Source organism: Bartonella sp. B10 (assembly GCF_053794435.1).
In genome coordinates this window covers 1,120,674-1,136,629 of sequence record NZ_CP200030.1, presented here as the reverse complement: position 1 = coordinate 1,136,629, position 15,956 = coordinate 1,120,674, and the positions used below count along the sequence as shown (strand labels likewise).

Here is a 15,956-nt window from a genome sequence, read left to right as displayed (position 1 = left end):
ATTCACTATAATTATAAAAACAATGATATGATTATAGGATGCTTTTCGTGTGCAAAGCCAAAAAATAAAATTATAACCTTTTGCATAAATATCAAAAACACAGTTATCTTTTAACCAAGAAATACAGGTTATTATACAACAAAAGGCAACACAACGTGCTGCCTTTTATATCAAAATTTATATTATATCTTAGTTTATTATATCTTAGTTTAAAACTGATAACGCAATCCACCAGAGACAGTGGTTCCAGAAAAACCAGCTTTGCTAAGCTTATGCTGATAAATGAAATCACCATGAAGCGTAAACTTTGAAGACAATTTCATATTAACACCTAACCCAGCTTCTAAAGAAGAACCAAAGGAACCCAATTGGAAGGCATCTTTGAAATGAACAGTTTGTTTTTTTCCAAAATCATGTACGAGATTAAGTTTTCCATAGAAGGAAACATCACGCGCACCCTCAAGTTGGGTATGAGTTTTAGTCAAACGTCCACCAACACGCACCACCCATTGATCAAGGTTTCCCATCTCAATATCAAAATTATCAACATCACTTACCTTATCAAACTGTAGATGTTGATAAACAACCTGAACTTGAGGATCAAAAACCAGACCTTCATATCCTGCTGCAAACGATTGACCACCAGTCAATGAAGCACTCAAAGGATTACCTTTCAGCGTTGCCGTTTTACCCCGAGCAAGAGTGAGAACATCACCTTTAAACAATCCGTAGGATAAAAGACCATCAACATAAAAGCCTACATCATGCTGCATGCTACCATATGCTGTAACTGACCATTTATCAAATTCACTTTCCTGACTTTGTTCAACATCCAAAGGTTTCAGAGAAATCTTTCCATAAGACCCCATAACCCCAAAGGAAATAGCACTGTCTGTATTCTCGATTGTTTTTAGTAAAAGACCAGCCTTCATACCATTATAATCAAAGTCTCCTCCGTAACCATATTCAAGTGCGGACAAGTTTGAAGTATAACTGTAACTACCACCATAGCCACGCAAGAATAAAGCAGGATTTTCACGAACTTCTAGCATTCCACCGGAAGCAGTACGCATAGTTTCCAACTGCTTATTTTGATTGCTTATATCCATCAAACCAGCATGAAATAAGGTATTTGGCAGAAGTAAATAGGTAGGAACCTGCGGAACAACAGCTTTTACAGTTTGCTCAGGAGAAACACTATCTGCATCTTCAGAAGGCACAGAAGGAGTACGCCCAGGAACAGTATACGTAGAAGATGCAGAATCTGCTGAACCAATATATTCACCTTCTAACCTGAAATTCCAGAAATTGCCACCTTCTTTCATAAATTTCTGCTTAGCATGTTCCTCTGCTACAGTAGCATCTGGAGAATAAGAACGAAGAACATACTTATAGGGCACTCCTGCCAGTGCAACATAATCACCCCTCAGTTTGAAAGAATCTTGTTCCGCTGTTCCATAAACCTGAATAATCGAGACATTGTGAGCTTTTTTATAACTGCTATTGTCTTTTCCTGTATTTCCTGCAGAAGCTTGCACATCCACCACAGTTTTTCCAGAAACATTACCATGAATTATAAGACGATCGGTCGCTTGAGCATCACTAGTATCATTAGGATTCAAACGCGCATTGAGATAAATCACAGCACTGCCATCTGATTTATAAACATCTTCTATTCTCCCTGCTCCTTTTCCAATCTGAAGTGTTTGATATCCAGATTTTCCAGATGTCACAGGCAAAAATGCAATAGAACTATTATTCGCAAGACTTACAGATGAAACACATGAATCTATACAATCCGATGATAAAACTTGCTGATTCTTATGCGCACCCTTGTTTAGGAACCATTGCGATTCATTAGATAACTCGAACCGAGCGTGAGAACTCTTATCAACATGAGCACCACCTAAAATCGTAGAATTATCAGCTAAAACCAATATATCAGAACCATTTTCAGATCTTAATAATAAATCACCAGAAAGAACTGTCTTATCTTCTAAAGAAATACGACCATGAGCATTTTGACCATAAATAGCCGTACCACTTTTAACCTCAAAATCAGTTTTCTTCAGTGAAACTACCCATGTTGTATTCGCAGATTTTTGCTTTAGTTGTGCTTCAGAAGATTGCTTAATTGGAAGATCCACACTCCGCTTAGCTACTATTTTTTTCTCAATAGAACTCGCACCTCCAGCAGGCACATTTAATGATCTAACCTCAATTGGCTCCTGAATCTTACTTTCATCTTGCGCTCTGATCTCTCCCCACTTTGATCCATCAAAATGTATACCATAGGATTTATTACCCTCTACTGTAACAGATGAAGATTCAATGTGAGCATGACGATGATCACCCTTAACAGAAGGACGAACCTCAGCATGTCTCCTGCTTCTAGAAGCACCTACTTCAACGGCATCACCAAGATTCTTCATCCACAAACCAGTACCATCAGTTACAACATTCCCAGCGGCAAAATCAATGAAACCATTATTACCTACTAAAAAAGCTGCACGCTTAGGCATATCCTCAGAATCTGGCTTTGACTGTGTTTTTTTCGCAGTAATGCTAACGTTATTTAGCTTAATATGCCCCCCCGATTCTGACCTAACTCCTACTCCATTTGTAGAGATAATTGACCCAGAATCCATTGATATCATACCACCATTACCAGCCAAACCAGCTGTAGCTAGAGGACCGTTCGCAAGAACCTTTGTATTCCCTAAATAAACCTTTCCCCCAGAACCCGCTAAAACACCTATATAATTGGCACTGATTTCCCCATCATCCATTTGGATCTTTCCATGAGTCTGAGCCTCAAGTCCAATCAACGAAGACTTAATTTTTGATTTCTGTTCTAAAACAATCTCTGCAGTTTCATCTGCAAGCACAGCACTCACGAATTGTGACTGATTCAAATCAGCACTACCCTTATTATTAGGAGCTTTACCAATTATAGTTGTATTCTTAGTGGTAATCTTTGATCCTTTTCCCATTACGTGCAAAGGATATTCATTGTCAGCATTTACCTGAAGTGTCTGATTTTCTATTGTGCGTGACTGACCATCATAACACTGATAAGAAACATATGCTTTCCTCTCCCCGTTGACTTCACACTTAGAGGAAGTACCTGATGCGCTAGGACGCGTGACAGATGCAACAGCAGGTGACCTTTCAGATGCAGCAGATAAAATGCGTGGAATAGGCCTAAAATTCCTAGATACTTCAACTGCATCAGTTTTAGCTGCATCAGATGAATTTCTAGGTGCGCTAGGTAAAACACGTGCCACAGATGTAGAAGACTCTTCTGATGAAGATGTAGATGTAGATGATGTAGATGTAGATGATGTAGAAGACCCTTCTGATGAATCTGACGAAACAACAGCTCCATTAGACGCTGATCCTGATCCAGTAAATTCAGCAGTAATTGCTTTAGCTATCTTAGACTTAGCGTGGTATGTGAAACGGATACCCCCACCCTGCAACGGCACTTTGGACAAATTATACGTTTCATCAGAAGATACATAACCTGTTATAAAATCATCAGGTATACTTTCTTTACTAAACGGCTCAGCAATCACGCCAGGCTTAGCTTGAGAATCTACTTGAACATCTCCATTAGATAATATTGTGTACCGAATCCAAGTACCATCATCCCGCTTATAATATCTCGTAGGACGATCACCATATTTCGTCAAATCTTGAGGAATATATTCTAGATACCCGTTATTGCCATTGGGACCCGTTTTACCAGTAGGAGTCAAAGTTACCCCGTTAACTGTAATAGACGAATTTTCAGAAGCAGATGGAGCGGATTGAACCGATGACCTAGATAATTTACGTGAAGACGGATCACGTGAAACACGTCCAGCAGATACAGAGGAAGACGTTACGGGCTCTGAAGATACAGAGACAATATTGATATCAACAGGCGCTGATGTTGGAACCGGAGGAAACGCACCAGATACATAATTATCCCCATTACGACCACCACCAGAACGAGCAAGAACAGTACCACCAAAATTACCACTCGCATGGTGATCAGCACGTTTAAGAGAAGTGCGAACAATAGGGGAAAGATTCTTAGGGAAAGAACGCTCCGGAAGAGCCTTTGCCTTAGCAACAGAAATATGCGTTTTCACATCAGGAACAATACTCTTACTCTCTAGACGAAAATCCCAAAAAGAATTACTTAACTGCATCAGTTTTGTATCAAAAAATTCCTGACGCGGAGGAATAGATGGACCATACGCACGAAGAACATACTGGTAAGGAGCACCCCCCAATGTGACATAATCACCATTTAATTTAAACGAATCTCCTGCTGCCTTTCCATGCACCTGAATAAGCGAAATACTTTGAACAGGATTTTTACTTCTTTCAACCCTTGGAACAAAAAACAACGCTGAACTTAAAACACTCGTAGAATCTTGCACATCCACCAAGGTTGTCCCAGAAACACCACCATAAATTAAAAGTCTATCATTCATCTGAGAATTGCTAGAACCGCCACGACTTGGAGTTTCATTAGAGACATTAAAACGAATCCAAGCATCGCCTTTCGCTGTATAAACCTCTCCCTTCCCATTACCAATACGGAGTGTTTGATAACCAGCAGCATTAGAAGAAGAACCAGAAAATTTAATACCACTATTATCAAGACTCATAGATGAAATACACAAACCTGAACAATTTAAGCCTGTATCCTGCTTATATCCATAACCACTTTTTGTTAAAAACCACTGCGACCCCTTAGATAAACTAAATCTAGCAGAAGATCCCTTTTCTACGAAAGCCCCTCCTACAATTGCTGAATCATCAACAAAAAGCGATACTTTGGACTCGCCCTTAGCCACAAGCAACGAATCACCCACCAGAGTTGCTTTACGCTTCAAAGAGACCTCACCGCCGGAACCATCAGCATAAACAGCCACGCCATTAGGAACATGAAAATCAGTTGTATCCAATACAATACTCTTTTTACTTACAGATTTTTTGGATGAAACTCTAAAAGATCTCTCAGCCACAACCTGAGACCTATCAGCAACTTTGTCCAAACTTCTTGCTTCTACAACTCTTTCTGCAACCATATTATAGAAATCTGATCGAGACCCATCAAAATATATACCATGAGCCCCCTCACCTTGCACCAAAACAGTTGAACGATCAATACCAACTTGATTTATCACCGAAGAACTCAAAAACTCCCGATCATCCCGAGAGTTGGTAGATACAGCCACAGGACGCAGATTATCAAACACGGTATCATCATCATTGAACAACACACCGTGAGTATTCACTAAATCAATCACCCCATTGGAAAAACTAATACTACCACCATTTAACCAAAAAGCAGCCTCCTTAAATCCCTGCACAGAGCCCAATGACCCTTGGGAACCACGCACAACACTATCCCCTACCCCTTTCCCGAAAATCGAAACTTTTTCTAATTGAACCTGTCCCTTCTTCTCTGCTAGAATTCCTACCCCTTGCATGAAGCTAAGAATCCCAGATTTCATCGCCAATTTACCACCGTGATTTTCTAAACCAATGACAGAATCCTGCCCCCTAACATCAACTTTTACATTTTTTAAAGAAACGCTTGAATTCGAATCGGAATCAACAATAACACCTCGAGATAAAGTGCTAATTTCTCCATCAATCATATCAATTTCCCCACCATTCCGAACTTCAAGTCCAGTGGAAAAATGACTAATAAATGAAGTATATGTCTTTTTTTCCCTAACTGGATTCGCCCCCTGTGCTGAATTCACTCCCCGCGCTGAATTTGTGCTACTAATATCTCCAAAATAAACATTTGCACTACCCTCCACAAGCACAGCACTTACAGAATCATCGAACTGCTCCCCCTTACCAATACCCATATTAACAAAACTTGGACCAACTACAGTCACATCTTTCGCGAGAACATACACAGGATAAGCAAAAGAATCATCCCCCACCATCACCGGCTCCGATCCCTGCACGTGTATAGCATGATCGCGAGGATCAGTGACCGTAATAACACGATGTGTTATTTTGTGCTCGCCCACCTCATTACAAAAGTACCCACGCCCTTTTTCCACATTACATCTATCAGCATTTTCAATTTTCAACTGGGATCTTTTTAAGATAACCTCCGGACTGATTTGTTGAACATTTCTATTCTTCAAAAAATTACTAGGTTTCTTTGCATCCACGTCATGCATCAAATTAATATTCAAATCATTTCCTACAGCCGGCCTATCCACATCTTGAGCGCCAACAATACTTACACTATTTGCCCCCGAGCAAACACCCATACCTTGTAAAAAGAGAAAAACACCTGTTGTAACGACACACAAATGTGTACGTCTTTTAAACACATTAACCATATGCCCAAACTTTCTAAAAAAATAAATCTTGCAAAATCGCTAAAATAAACACAATAATAATTCGGACAGTTTGTAACATATGTTAAACAATTTTACAACATAATGTTGTTTATTAAATTATCATATTGTGCATAAAAATGCCTAGTTTAAATTTTTGAAGTGGATAAACTCTTCTAATTTCAAATAATAAGGATGAAATGATGATAAAAAAATATCTAAAATGGGTAACTTCCATCTTGGCAGTTGCTGTGAGCCTTACAACATTTGCGTGGGCAAATGTGACTATTAATCATTCTTCAGGAACAACCTCTGTTCCCACCTCTCCTAAAAAAGTTATTGTGTTTGATCTTGCATCGCTTGACAACATGAACCGCCTTGGTGTCACAACTGTTGTCGGCGTTCCAGAAGGAAAAAAACCCGTATATCTAAAACAATTTGATGATGCTAAATACGAAAAAATTGGTACGGTTTTTGAACCCGATTATGAAAAAATTGCTACCCTTCAACCTGATCTCATCGTCATTTCTGCAAGAACCAAATCCAAATATGAGGACTTATCTAAAATTGCTCCAACCATTGATCTAACAGTCGGAAACCAAACCCCTCTTGAAGATATTGAACGTAATGTAACAATCATTGGAAAAATTTTTGGTAAAGAAAAAGAAGCTCAGAAGGAAATTGAAAACCTCAATGCTAACTTAGAAAAAGTTCGCAACAGCACTAAAGAAAAAGGAACAGGACTGATACTGATGACTTCCGGTGGAAAAATAAGTGCTTTTGGTCCTCAATCACGCTTTGATATCCTTCATTCTAAATTTGGCATCACTCCCGCAACCGATAAATTAACCGTGGAAAGACATGGACAACTCATTTCTCCTGAATTCATTCTCGAAACAAATCCTGACTGGCTATTAGTCATTGATCGGGATGCTGCTATTGAACGAGAAGGGCAATCTGCAGCACAACTTCTCGACAATGAACTTGTTAAACGGACAACAGCTGGAAAGCAAAACCAAATTATTTATCTAGACTCTTGGAACTGGTACAGAGCAGGCGGTGGTTTAACCGGACTTAATGAAGCAACTCAACAAATAAATGAGGCCTTCATGAAAGCAAAAGGAAAATGACCGCATAAATAACTTGCTTAGCATAAAATAAAAAATTAAGAGTGGAGGTTGTTTATGAAAAGGCTTCTGCTCTTTTTTCTATTAGAAAGAGATTAAAACGTGAGAAATTACTGGACAGCTATAATAGTTCTTGTCCTGCTGTCTGTCTTCAGTATTTTTATTGGTTATTCTGATGTAACACCCTACGACCTATTATCCGGTGATTCACACGCGTTGCTTATTTTCTGGCAAACACGCCTTCCTCGCACAGTTGCAATATCCCTAGTAGGCGCAGCACTTGCACTCTCTGGCTTGATTATGCAATTACTTGCACGCAATCGTTTCGTTGAGCCATCAACTGCAGGAACTGTTGAATCTGCATCTCTTGGCATCCTTTTTGTTATGATTTTTCTCCCCGATATACCAGTTCTAGGGAAAATGGTCATTGCTGCAATTTTTGCCATGATCGGCGCATCGCTTTTTATGTTTCTATTACACAAAATTCCTCTAAAATCCCCCCTGATTGTACCACTTACAGGAATTATGCTAGGATATGTTATTGGTTCTTTGACAAACGCAATTGCTGATTATGAAATGCTACTTCCCTCTCTTCAAGCCTATTTATTCGGTAGTTTCGCGATGATTCTTCATGGAAAATACGAACTTCTATGGTTATCTCTTCCTTTATGCATTCTTGCCTATTTAACCGCTGATCGCTTCACGGTAGCCGGCCTTGGAGAGGATTTAACCAATAATCTTGGACTTAATTATCGTACCGTTATGTTCTTTGGTCTTTTTATCGTTGCATCAATCACTGCTGTCGTAGTCTGCACAGTTGGAAGAATTCCATTTGTCGGACTAATTATTCCAAACCTTGTTTCAAATTTTATGGGTGATAACATGCGTCGTACTGCTCCTTGGGTAGCAATTAGCGGAGCAGGATTAGTATTAATCTGTGATCTTTTAGGACGGATAATTCATCGTTCCCTCGAAATTCCCATCAGCACCATAATGGGGATTATCGGTAGCTTCATTTTTATCACACTTCTTTTACGCTGGAGAAAACGTCTTGGGTAAAAAGACAATAACCCCTCTCATAATGATATCACTTATCATAATGGCGTGTACCGTTATCGGGTTTTATATGACATGGAATGTCAATATTTATACGTGGAAATTCCGTTTAACAAAACTCGTTTCTCTTCTTCTTATTTCTTATGCAATTACCGTTTCTACCATATTATTCCAAACAGTTGTAAATAATCGCCTTCTTACCCCCTCTATTATGGGATTCGATCAGCTTTATATTTTAATCAAAACTACCATAATGTATTTTATTGGATCTCTTTCTTTACCTTTTTTGAATGAACAAGAACAATTAATTCTTGAATCTCTTATTCTCATCATCTTTTCGATAGGCCTTTTTCGCTGGCTGTTTTCAGGCAATCTAAAAGGGATTCATTTGACGCTATTGATTGGTGTTATTTTAGGCGGTTTTTTTTTCAGCTTACGCATGTTTATGCAATTACAACTAAATCCAGACCAAATGATAAATTTAACTGATATCATGTTTGCAAATTTTAACAAATTTAATACATCATTAATAGGTCTTGCTACAATTATTATCTTCATCATTAGTTTGGTTTCTTGGCGCTTACATTACCTACTTGATATTCTTGCACTTGGTAGAGAAACTGCTCTCAATCTTGGAGTTAATTATCACAAAAGTACTACAGCTATTATTATTTTGGTTTCTATTCTTGTATCTATCTCTACAGCACTTGTCGGACCAGTAACTTTTTTTGGATTGTTAGTTGCCAACCTTTCCTATGAACTTTCTCCTCAGGCAAAACACTGTGTTATTGTACCAATAGCAATATTATTAGCTATTATTTGTTTAGTTGGTGGACAATTCATTTTAGAGCAAATTTTTAATATGGCAGGACGATTGAGCTTTATTATTGAATTTTGTGGCGGAACCGTCTTCTTAATTTTGTTAATGAAGGGAAAACTCAAATGATAGAGATCGATCATCTTTCCAAAGCTTACGGAGCTAGATTGATTATTGATAATTTATGCCTCCACCTCCCAAAAGGAGGTATTATTTCTCTTATCGGCCCAAATGGTTCAGGAAAATCAACTCTTTTAATGATGATAAGACGCCTTTTATCAGGTCATGAAGGCACGATAAATATCGATGGGTTTGATATTTATACAATACCAGACAATATCTTAGCCCAAAAACTTTCACTATTGCGTCAAGATAATCCTTTATCCATTCGTTTAACCGTACATGATTTAGTTAGTTTCGGACGCTATCCTTATTCCAAAGGCCGATATAATAATGAAGATAAACAATTCATTGACAGTGCACTCCGATATCTCGGCTTACAAGATCTAAAAAACCGCTTTTTGGATGAACTTTCTGGAGGACAGCGCCAGAGAGCTTTCATTGCAATGGTAATTTGTCAAGATACCGATTACTTGCTATTAGATGAGCCATTGAATAATCTTGACATGAAACATTCTGTTTCCATGATGAAGCAATTGCGCCGTACAGCAGATGAGCTTAAGAAAACCATTCTCATTGTCATGCACGATATTAATTTTGCATCATCTTATTCAGATATGATCGTTGCACTAAAAAATGGAAAAGCAGCCTATTGTGGAACCCCTCAAGAAATCATGCAACCAGAAATTCTACAAGAAATCTACGATGTGGATATTCAAATCCAAACAATAAATGGTGTACCAATTGCCCTGTATTATCAATAAGTTCCTATTATTATCAATCACAAATAATCTTTTTTGAGCTTGCGTACGTAATAAAATCTGCTAAAAATAACAGCACCCGTTCATTGGGGAATAGTTTAATGGTAGAACAGCGGACTCTGACTCCGTTAATCTTGGTTCGAATCCAGGTTCCCCAGCCAGTTTTCATGAATAAGAATTTTAAAGCTTTTGATTGTGCTACTTTGATAGCTTTGTGGCCAATCAGTCTTTATCAATTATTTAAATCTGCAACCGCATACGTTACTTTAACTCAATTCGGAAACACTTTCATTTGTAGAACTTAGTTTCTGCATTAGCTGAGTGTTTTACTACACGATAATAAATTAACAAAATTTTTTTTAGAGAATTCCTCACCACACTACCCTTGCATAAATAAATACTGCACCACCTGCCGTATCCAACTGCATACATTACAACTACCTCAAAAAAAAATCGTATAAAACATTCATCTGAAATATGAAAATTTTTATTAATGGGATCCGTAAATTTATAAGAGTGTGATTAAAAAGGATATCTTATGTTCATATTATGTTAAAAATTTAAAAAAAAATAATTATGTCACAATTTCATCAAACTAAAGACTTTTCTTTAGGGCACTATTCTTTGCAACAGATTACTATTTTGAATAGTAAACAGAAATAGCATACATTTAAAATCGACCTACTTTTAAGTACAGTACAAATCATTCACTAAAGAAACCAAATTAAATTTATGCCTAATCCCGAACATAGCGTATTATTTAGCAAAACCAAAAATACATATCAAGCACTATCAGAAATAATATAAAATAAAAATCTATGATATAACGGCTTATACAGAAATTTACCTAAATCTTACAATGAAGTGACATGCCTGAAAAAATAATAGAACTAATCAATTTTCTATTCATTATGATGTATTAAATCTTACAACGGGTTATTTCAATAATTTTTCGAGAAACAAGAACAGAAAAGCAGAATATTCTGTGTTATAATAGACTTTTTAACTTTAGTGATTCTAATATTCTAATAAAAGCTGAGATGAACGATGTTTTACACTTTACTTCTGTACGCCTTTCTTTTCTGTGCCAATTTTTAATGACAACAAACTTTGTTGATGCGCAATCTTTCAGAAGATCGTAATTCATGTTTTTTTCTCTATAAGTAATTATATAATCAAAATGAATTTTATTTATTTTGATTATATTTTTATATATCTTATTGTTTTTATTTATTATTTATTCTAAAAGCAAAATGTTTAGAGTTCATATAAATAATATGTTTCGTTCTTTACAATAAATACATAATAGTATAAACCGGCTCAGTACTTGCGCCATCATAAGGATGGAATGAGCATTGAAGGAATGTTTATATGAAGGGCACATCTATGTATAAAAAGAATTTTTTATTGTGTACAATTTTTGGATCTTTGGTCTTTTCTCATCTCAGTTCAGCTTATGCAAATACAGCCCCTATTGAGCATTCTCAAATTAAGATTACCAAGGGAAATGAAACATTTAGTAATGTTAATGTTCGTAACAGAATGTACGCAGTGGATGCCAGTGGTGAAAATTCCGTGCTTACTATAAAAAAAGGCACCATTACTTCAGAATTTGTTTCATTTAGTGCAAGAGATGGTGTACGTGTCAATGCTCAAGAAATTAATGCAAAATCAATGATAACAGGTTTGCAAATCGCAAATAGTGTAATCAATCTTACAGATTCAGTTATAGCTGTTAAAGGCAATCATGAAGGTTACGGTGTTGTCTTTCAAAAAGGCACAACACAAACAGCCAGTGAAGCAATACTGAACAATACAAAACTCCTTGTTAATGATGGTGTCGGCATTTTAGGGCCGTTGGTAAATGGTGATATTAAACTTAAAAATTCAGAAATTCGTGCCGATGTATTATTGAAAAATAAAGAGGTAAAAGATAAATCCCCCATCATTCTTACTTTAACCGCCGATCGTTCAATTTTAGAAGGTAGAGCGAAGACATTACAAAATAACGAAACGGTTTTTACTCTTAACAATAGCAGCAAGTGGTTCTTAAAGATTAGTGAAAATGAACCAGACAATGATCAGAATCCTTTTAATTACTCACTACTCGGTATTGATCAAAGATCACATTCTAATGTTTCAAAACTAAATTTAAACAATAGCTCTATCGTATTTAATGAACCGAAAAACGGTTATTATCAAATTTTGCGTATAGGGAGCCAGCAACAAAAGGATCAAGAACAAAGATCACAAAAAGATAAGGGATCTGCTGCAACAGCAGTTTACAATGCAACAGGTGATGCAAAGATTTATTTCAACCTGCAATGGAGTGATGGTGCTGAAAAAGAGCAACAAAAAACTGATCGTCTTCTAATTCATGGTGATGTATCAGGGACGACCACAATTCATTTAAACAGCATTTTAAAAAATGAAGGTCAAGAAGCAAAAGATTCTGCTCTTTTTAGTACGCGTGGCCTTTCTCTTGTCCAGGTATCTGGAAAAGCCAATGAAGATTCATTCAAGCTAGTAAATGGCTATGCAACGATGCATGGCTTACCTTACAAATATACGCTAAACGCCTATGGGCCAACAGCAAGCCGTGGCAAAGCTAATGCTCAACAAAGCCTTTTAGAAGAAAATGATAATTTTTGGGATTTCCGTCTGCAAAATGCTTACCTTGATCCTGAAGCAGGAATTAAGGATATTGTACCACAAGTAGCAAGCTATTTGGTTATGCCTAATGCTTTATTTTCCACTGGATTTGCTGATGTGAATAATCAAAATATTCTACTGGACAATATGAAAGCAACGGAATTTGGATCAAAAGATAATAAAAAGAAAGGTTTTTTCCTGTCTCCTTACGGCGATATGGTCACATTATCTTCTGGACGCAATTCACTACAATATGGTTACAGTGCTGACGTTCATTATGCTGCCATACAAGCAGGAAGTGCATTAGTTACGTTAGAAAAGGAAAGCATCACCACAAATTTTGGTCTTTTAGGAACATATGGAAAACTGTCTTTCACTCCAAAGGACGTAAAAGATTCTAAAAAGAGCATGCTTGATAAATGGTTACTCACTGCATACAGTAGCATTCAGCATGATAATGGCATATATTTAAATGCGCTCGTCTCTTATGGAATGTTGACAGGAAATATTACAACAGCTCACATCGAAAGCACTGCAAAATTAGAACAAGCGAAAACGTTGAGTGCGTCTGCCACCGTTGGACAAAAACTGGTAACTGATGTTGAAGGGTTGGTATTTGAACCACAGGTACAGCTTGTTTATCAACATTTAATGCTTGGAACTCTCTCAGATATTGATGGCTTTAAGGTGAATATGGGTGATCCTCATCAATGGTTGGTACGTTTTGGTGGACGTTTAACGAAAACTGTCATACCTGCTGAAAAAGGCAATGATATTTCTTTTTATGGAAAATTGAACGTTATCAAAGCGTTTGCTGATAAACACACTATGAAAATTGGTGATAATTTCCACATTGATACTATGGGATCTTCCGTTGAAGGTGGTCTTGGTCTTAATGCAAAATTATCTGAAACTATCACTCTTCACGCTGATATTAGTTATCAGCATAAAATGAGCAAAGCTGGTGTATCTGGAATAAACTTCTCCGGTGGAATACGCTACCGCTTCTAAATGTTTTAATTTACACCATCGAAATTTACACAGCATTGAAATACAACCAGTGCTGTGTGATCGTGTGTGTTTCGTTTATATGTAAAGAACATAATGTATTTAAATGTTGTTAGATTGTTAATAGTAAGGTGTAGTGAATATTTAGGAGTATATTGATATGAAAAAAAGCTTGTTACTATATACAGTTTCTGCAGTTTTATTTTATTCTCATTCCAGCATATCTTATGCGCTTAACATGATGTCTTATAAAGCTTTTTCTGACACTACAAAAATGCAGAAAAATAGTCACTATAGGAATGATATTATTCTAATTTCTAATAAAATAGCTAATGGAGTAGTTACAAAACTTACTGCTACAAGTGCACCAATATCTAATCAGATATCTAAACAAATTGGATCCAGTTATAATTATTATGATCGGGAATTGCGTGAAGCTGATATCCAAAAATGGAAAGAGCAACGTAATAATGTTCAAGATAAGCTCACTCATCCAATTAATACCAAAAATTCTGTAATTATGGCTAACCTACGCTCTAAGGATATACAAGATACATCTAAAGAGTCCACTCCAACAAAAACAGTTAATTTATCCCCAATAACTAACCGTGCAATTGTTCCACAGCATAAAGAGGATGTGAATTCACAATCTCGTATCGATGTTGATTCAGTACCACGCAATGCTGCTTCTTCAGCATCCAAAACGACTCTTAATACCTTGCCAGAAGTTAATCTACGTGTCCCCTCAAAGGTTGATACTGCTGTACCAAAGCCAGTTAATGATGAAAAATCATCTAATTCTGAAATTAATAATGAAGACATCATTTTATCTAATGATTCTCTTAATCTTGAAGAACAAAGACAAATTTTTACACGAGAAGCGGCGAACTATTTAGTTATGCCTCATGCTCTATTCTTTACCGGAGTTGCTGATATAAGCAATCAAAGCGCACTACTAGACAATATGCGGATAACAATGTTTGAACCAAAGGATGATAAAGAGAGAGGGATTTTCTTATCTTCTTATGGGAATAGGCTTACCCACAACAATGGGATCACGTTATCATCCGATACCCCTTTAAAATATACTTACAATGCTGATATTCACTATACTGCATTGCAAGCAGGAGTTACAATGATCGCAATGGAAGGGCAAAATGTCAATACAGATTTTGGTCTTTTAGGCACATATGGGAAGCTAACTTTTTCAAAGAATACCGAAATTGCTGAAAAGAACGAGCTTGATAAATTATCACTCACCACCTATGTGAACATCCAGCATGACGGTGGTACATATCTAAATACATTTCTCTCTTACGGAATCTTCAAAGGAAATGTTATCACGACTTTCATGAAAAACAATGTAAATATAAATGATACAAAGGCATTGGGTGCATCTGCAACAATTGGTCATAAGTTAGCAACCGATGTGAAAGGATTGGTGTTTGAACCACAGGCACAACTTATTTATCAACATCTAATCCTAGAAGATTTGTCAGATATTGATGATTTCGAAGTGGACATGAAGAATCCTCACCAATGGTTAGGACGAATTGGTGGACGTTTAACAAAAAATGAAGGTGATTCTGTTTCATTTTATGGGAAGCTGAATGTTATCAAAGCTTTTTCTGACAAACACACAATAAAGATTAACGATAATACTTTTCATCTGGATACTATAGGATCTTCTATTGAAGGTGGTCTTGGTGCTAATGCACAATTATCTCAAAATATTGCGATTCATGCTGATGTCAGCTATCGACAAAAATTGCAAAAATTTGGTGTATCTGGCATTACCTTCTCCGGTGGAATGCGCTACCGTTTCTGAATATTGTTATTTACATTTTTGCAATCTTCGCAGCACTCAAATATCAACAGTGCTGCTTCTTTTTGTGTATTTGAAATATATAACGTATTTTAAATATAAGAACCATTTCGTTCATAAAAAGAATTTTTATGTACATAAGTTTATATTCTATTGTTTTCTTATTTTATGCAAGCGTTGTCTCTGATCTGAAGTTCAGCTACGCCAAATACTTGAGAATCT

General features: G+C 36.7%; 7 protein-coding genes and 1 tRNA gene. 7 read left to right on the top strand and 1 reads right to left on the bottom strand.

The window, feature by feature from the left end:
- Positions 1 to 209: 209 nt before the first annotated feature.
- Entirely contained in the window at positions 210 to 6,371 is a 6,162-nt protein-coding gene (locus V3565_RS04790; protein ID WP_455478061.1) for an autotransporter outer membrane beta-barrel domain-containing protein, read from the bottom strand.
- A 200-nt stretch (positions 6,372 to 6,571) separates the two neighbouring features.
- Here V3565_RS04790 and V3565_RS04785 point away from each other — a divergent pair, with 200 nt between their 5' ends.
- The 7 genes from V3565_RS04785 to V3565_RS04755 all read left to right on the top strand — a co-directional run bounded on the left by V3565_RS04785 (position 6,572) and on the right by V3565_RS04755 (position 15,737).
- A complete protein-coding gene (locus V3565_RS04785; protein ID WP_455478871.1) occupies positions 6,572 to 7,498 on the top strand; it encodes a siderophore ABC transporter substrate-binding protein in 927 nt (308 codons plus the stop codon).
- A gap of 99 nt (positions 7,499 to 7,597) precedes the next feature.
- Positions 7,598 to 8,554 carry an ABC transporter permease gene (locus V3565_RS04780; protein ID WP_455478060.1) on the top strand — a complete coding sequence of 319 codons (957 nt, stop codon included), beginning with the start codon at positions 7,598 to 7,600 and terminating at the stop codon, positions 8,552 to 8,554.
- On the top strand, positions 8,547 to 9,497 hold the full coding sequence (locus V3565_RS04775) for an iron chelate uptake ABC transporter family permease subunit (protein ID WP_455478059.1): 951 nt from the start codon (positions 8,547 to 8,549) through the stop codon (positions 9,495 to 9,497). The genes V3565_RS04780 and V3565_RS04775 overlap by 8 nt, the downstream gene beginning before the upstream one ends.
- Positions 9,494 to 10,252 (top strand): iron ABC transporter ATP-binding protein, encoded by a 759-nt coding sequence (locus V3565_RS04770; protein ID WP_455478058.1) that lies wholly within the window; start codon positions 9,494 to 9,496, stop codon positions 10,250 to 10,252. Before V3565_RS04775 ends, V3565_RS04770 begins: the two co-directional genes overlap by 4 nt.
- Before the next feature lie 84 nt (positions 10,253 to 10,336).
- Positions 10,337 to 10,410: transfer RNA gene (locus tag V3565_RS04765), tRNA-Gln, on the top strand.
- Between the two features lie 1,210 nt (positions 10,411 to 11,620).
- Complete coding sequence (locus V3565_RS04760) at positions 11,621 to 13,912, top strand: autotransporter outer membrane beta-barrel domain-containing protein (protein WP_455478057.1); 2,292 nt, start codon at positions 11,621 to 11,623, stop codon at positions 13,910 to 13,912.
- Positions 13,913 to 14,069: 157 nt separating this feature from the next.
- A complete protein-coding gene (locus tag V3565_RS04755; RefSeq protein WP_455478056.1) occupies positions 14,070 to 15,737 on the top strand; it encodes an autotransporter outer membrane beta-barrel domain-containing protein in 1,668 nt (555 codons plus the stop codon).
- The last annotated feature ends 219 nt before the right edge of the window (positions 15,738 to 15,956 follow it).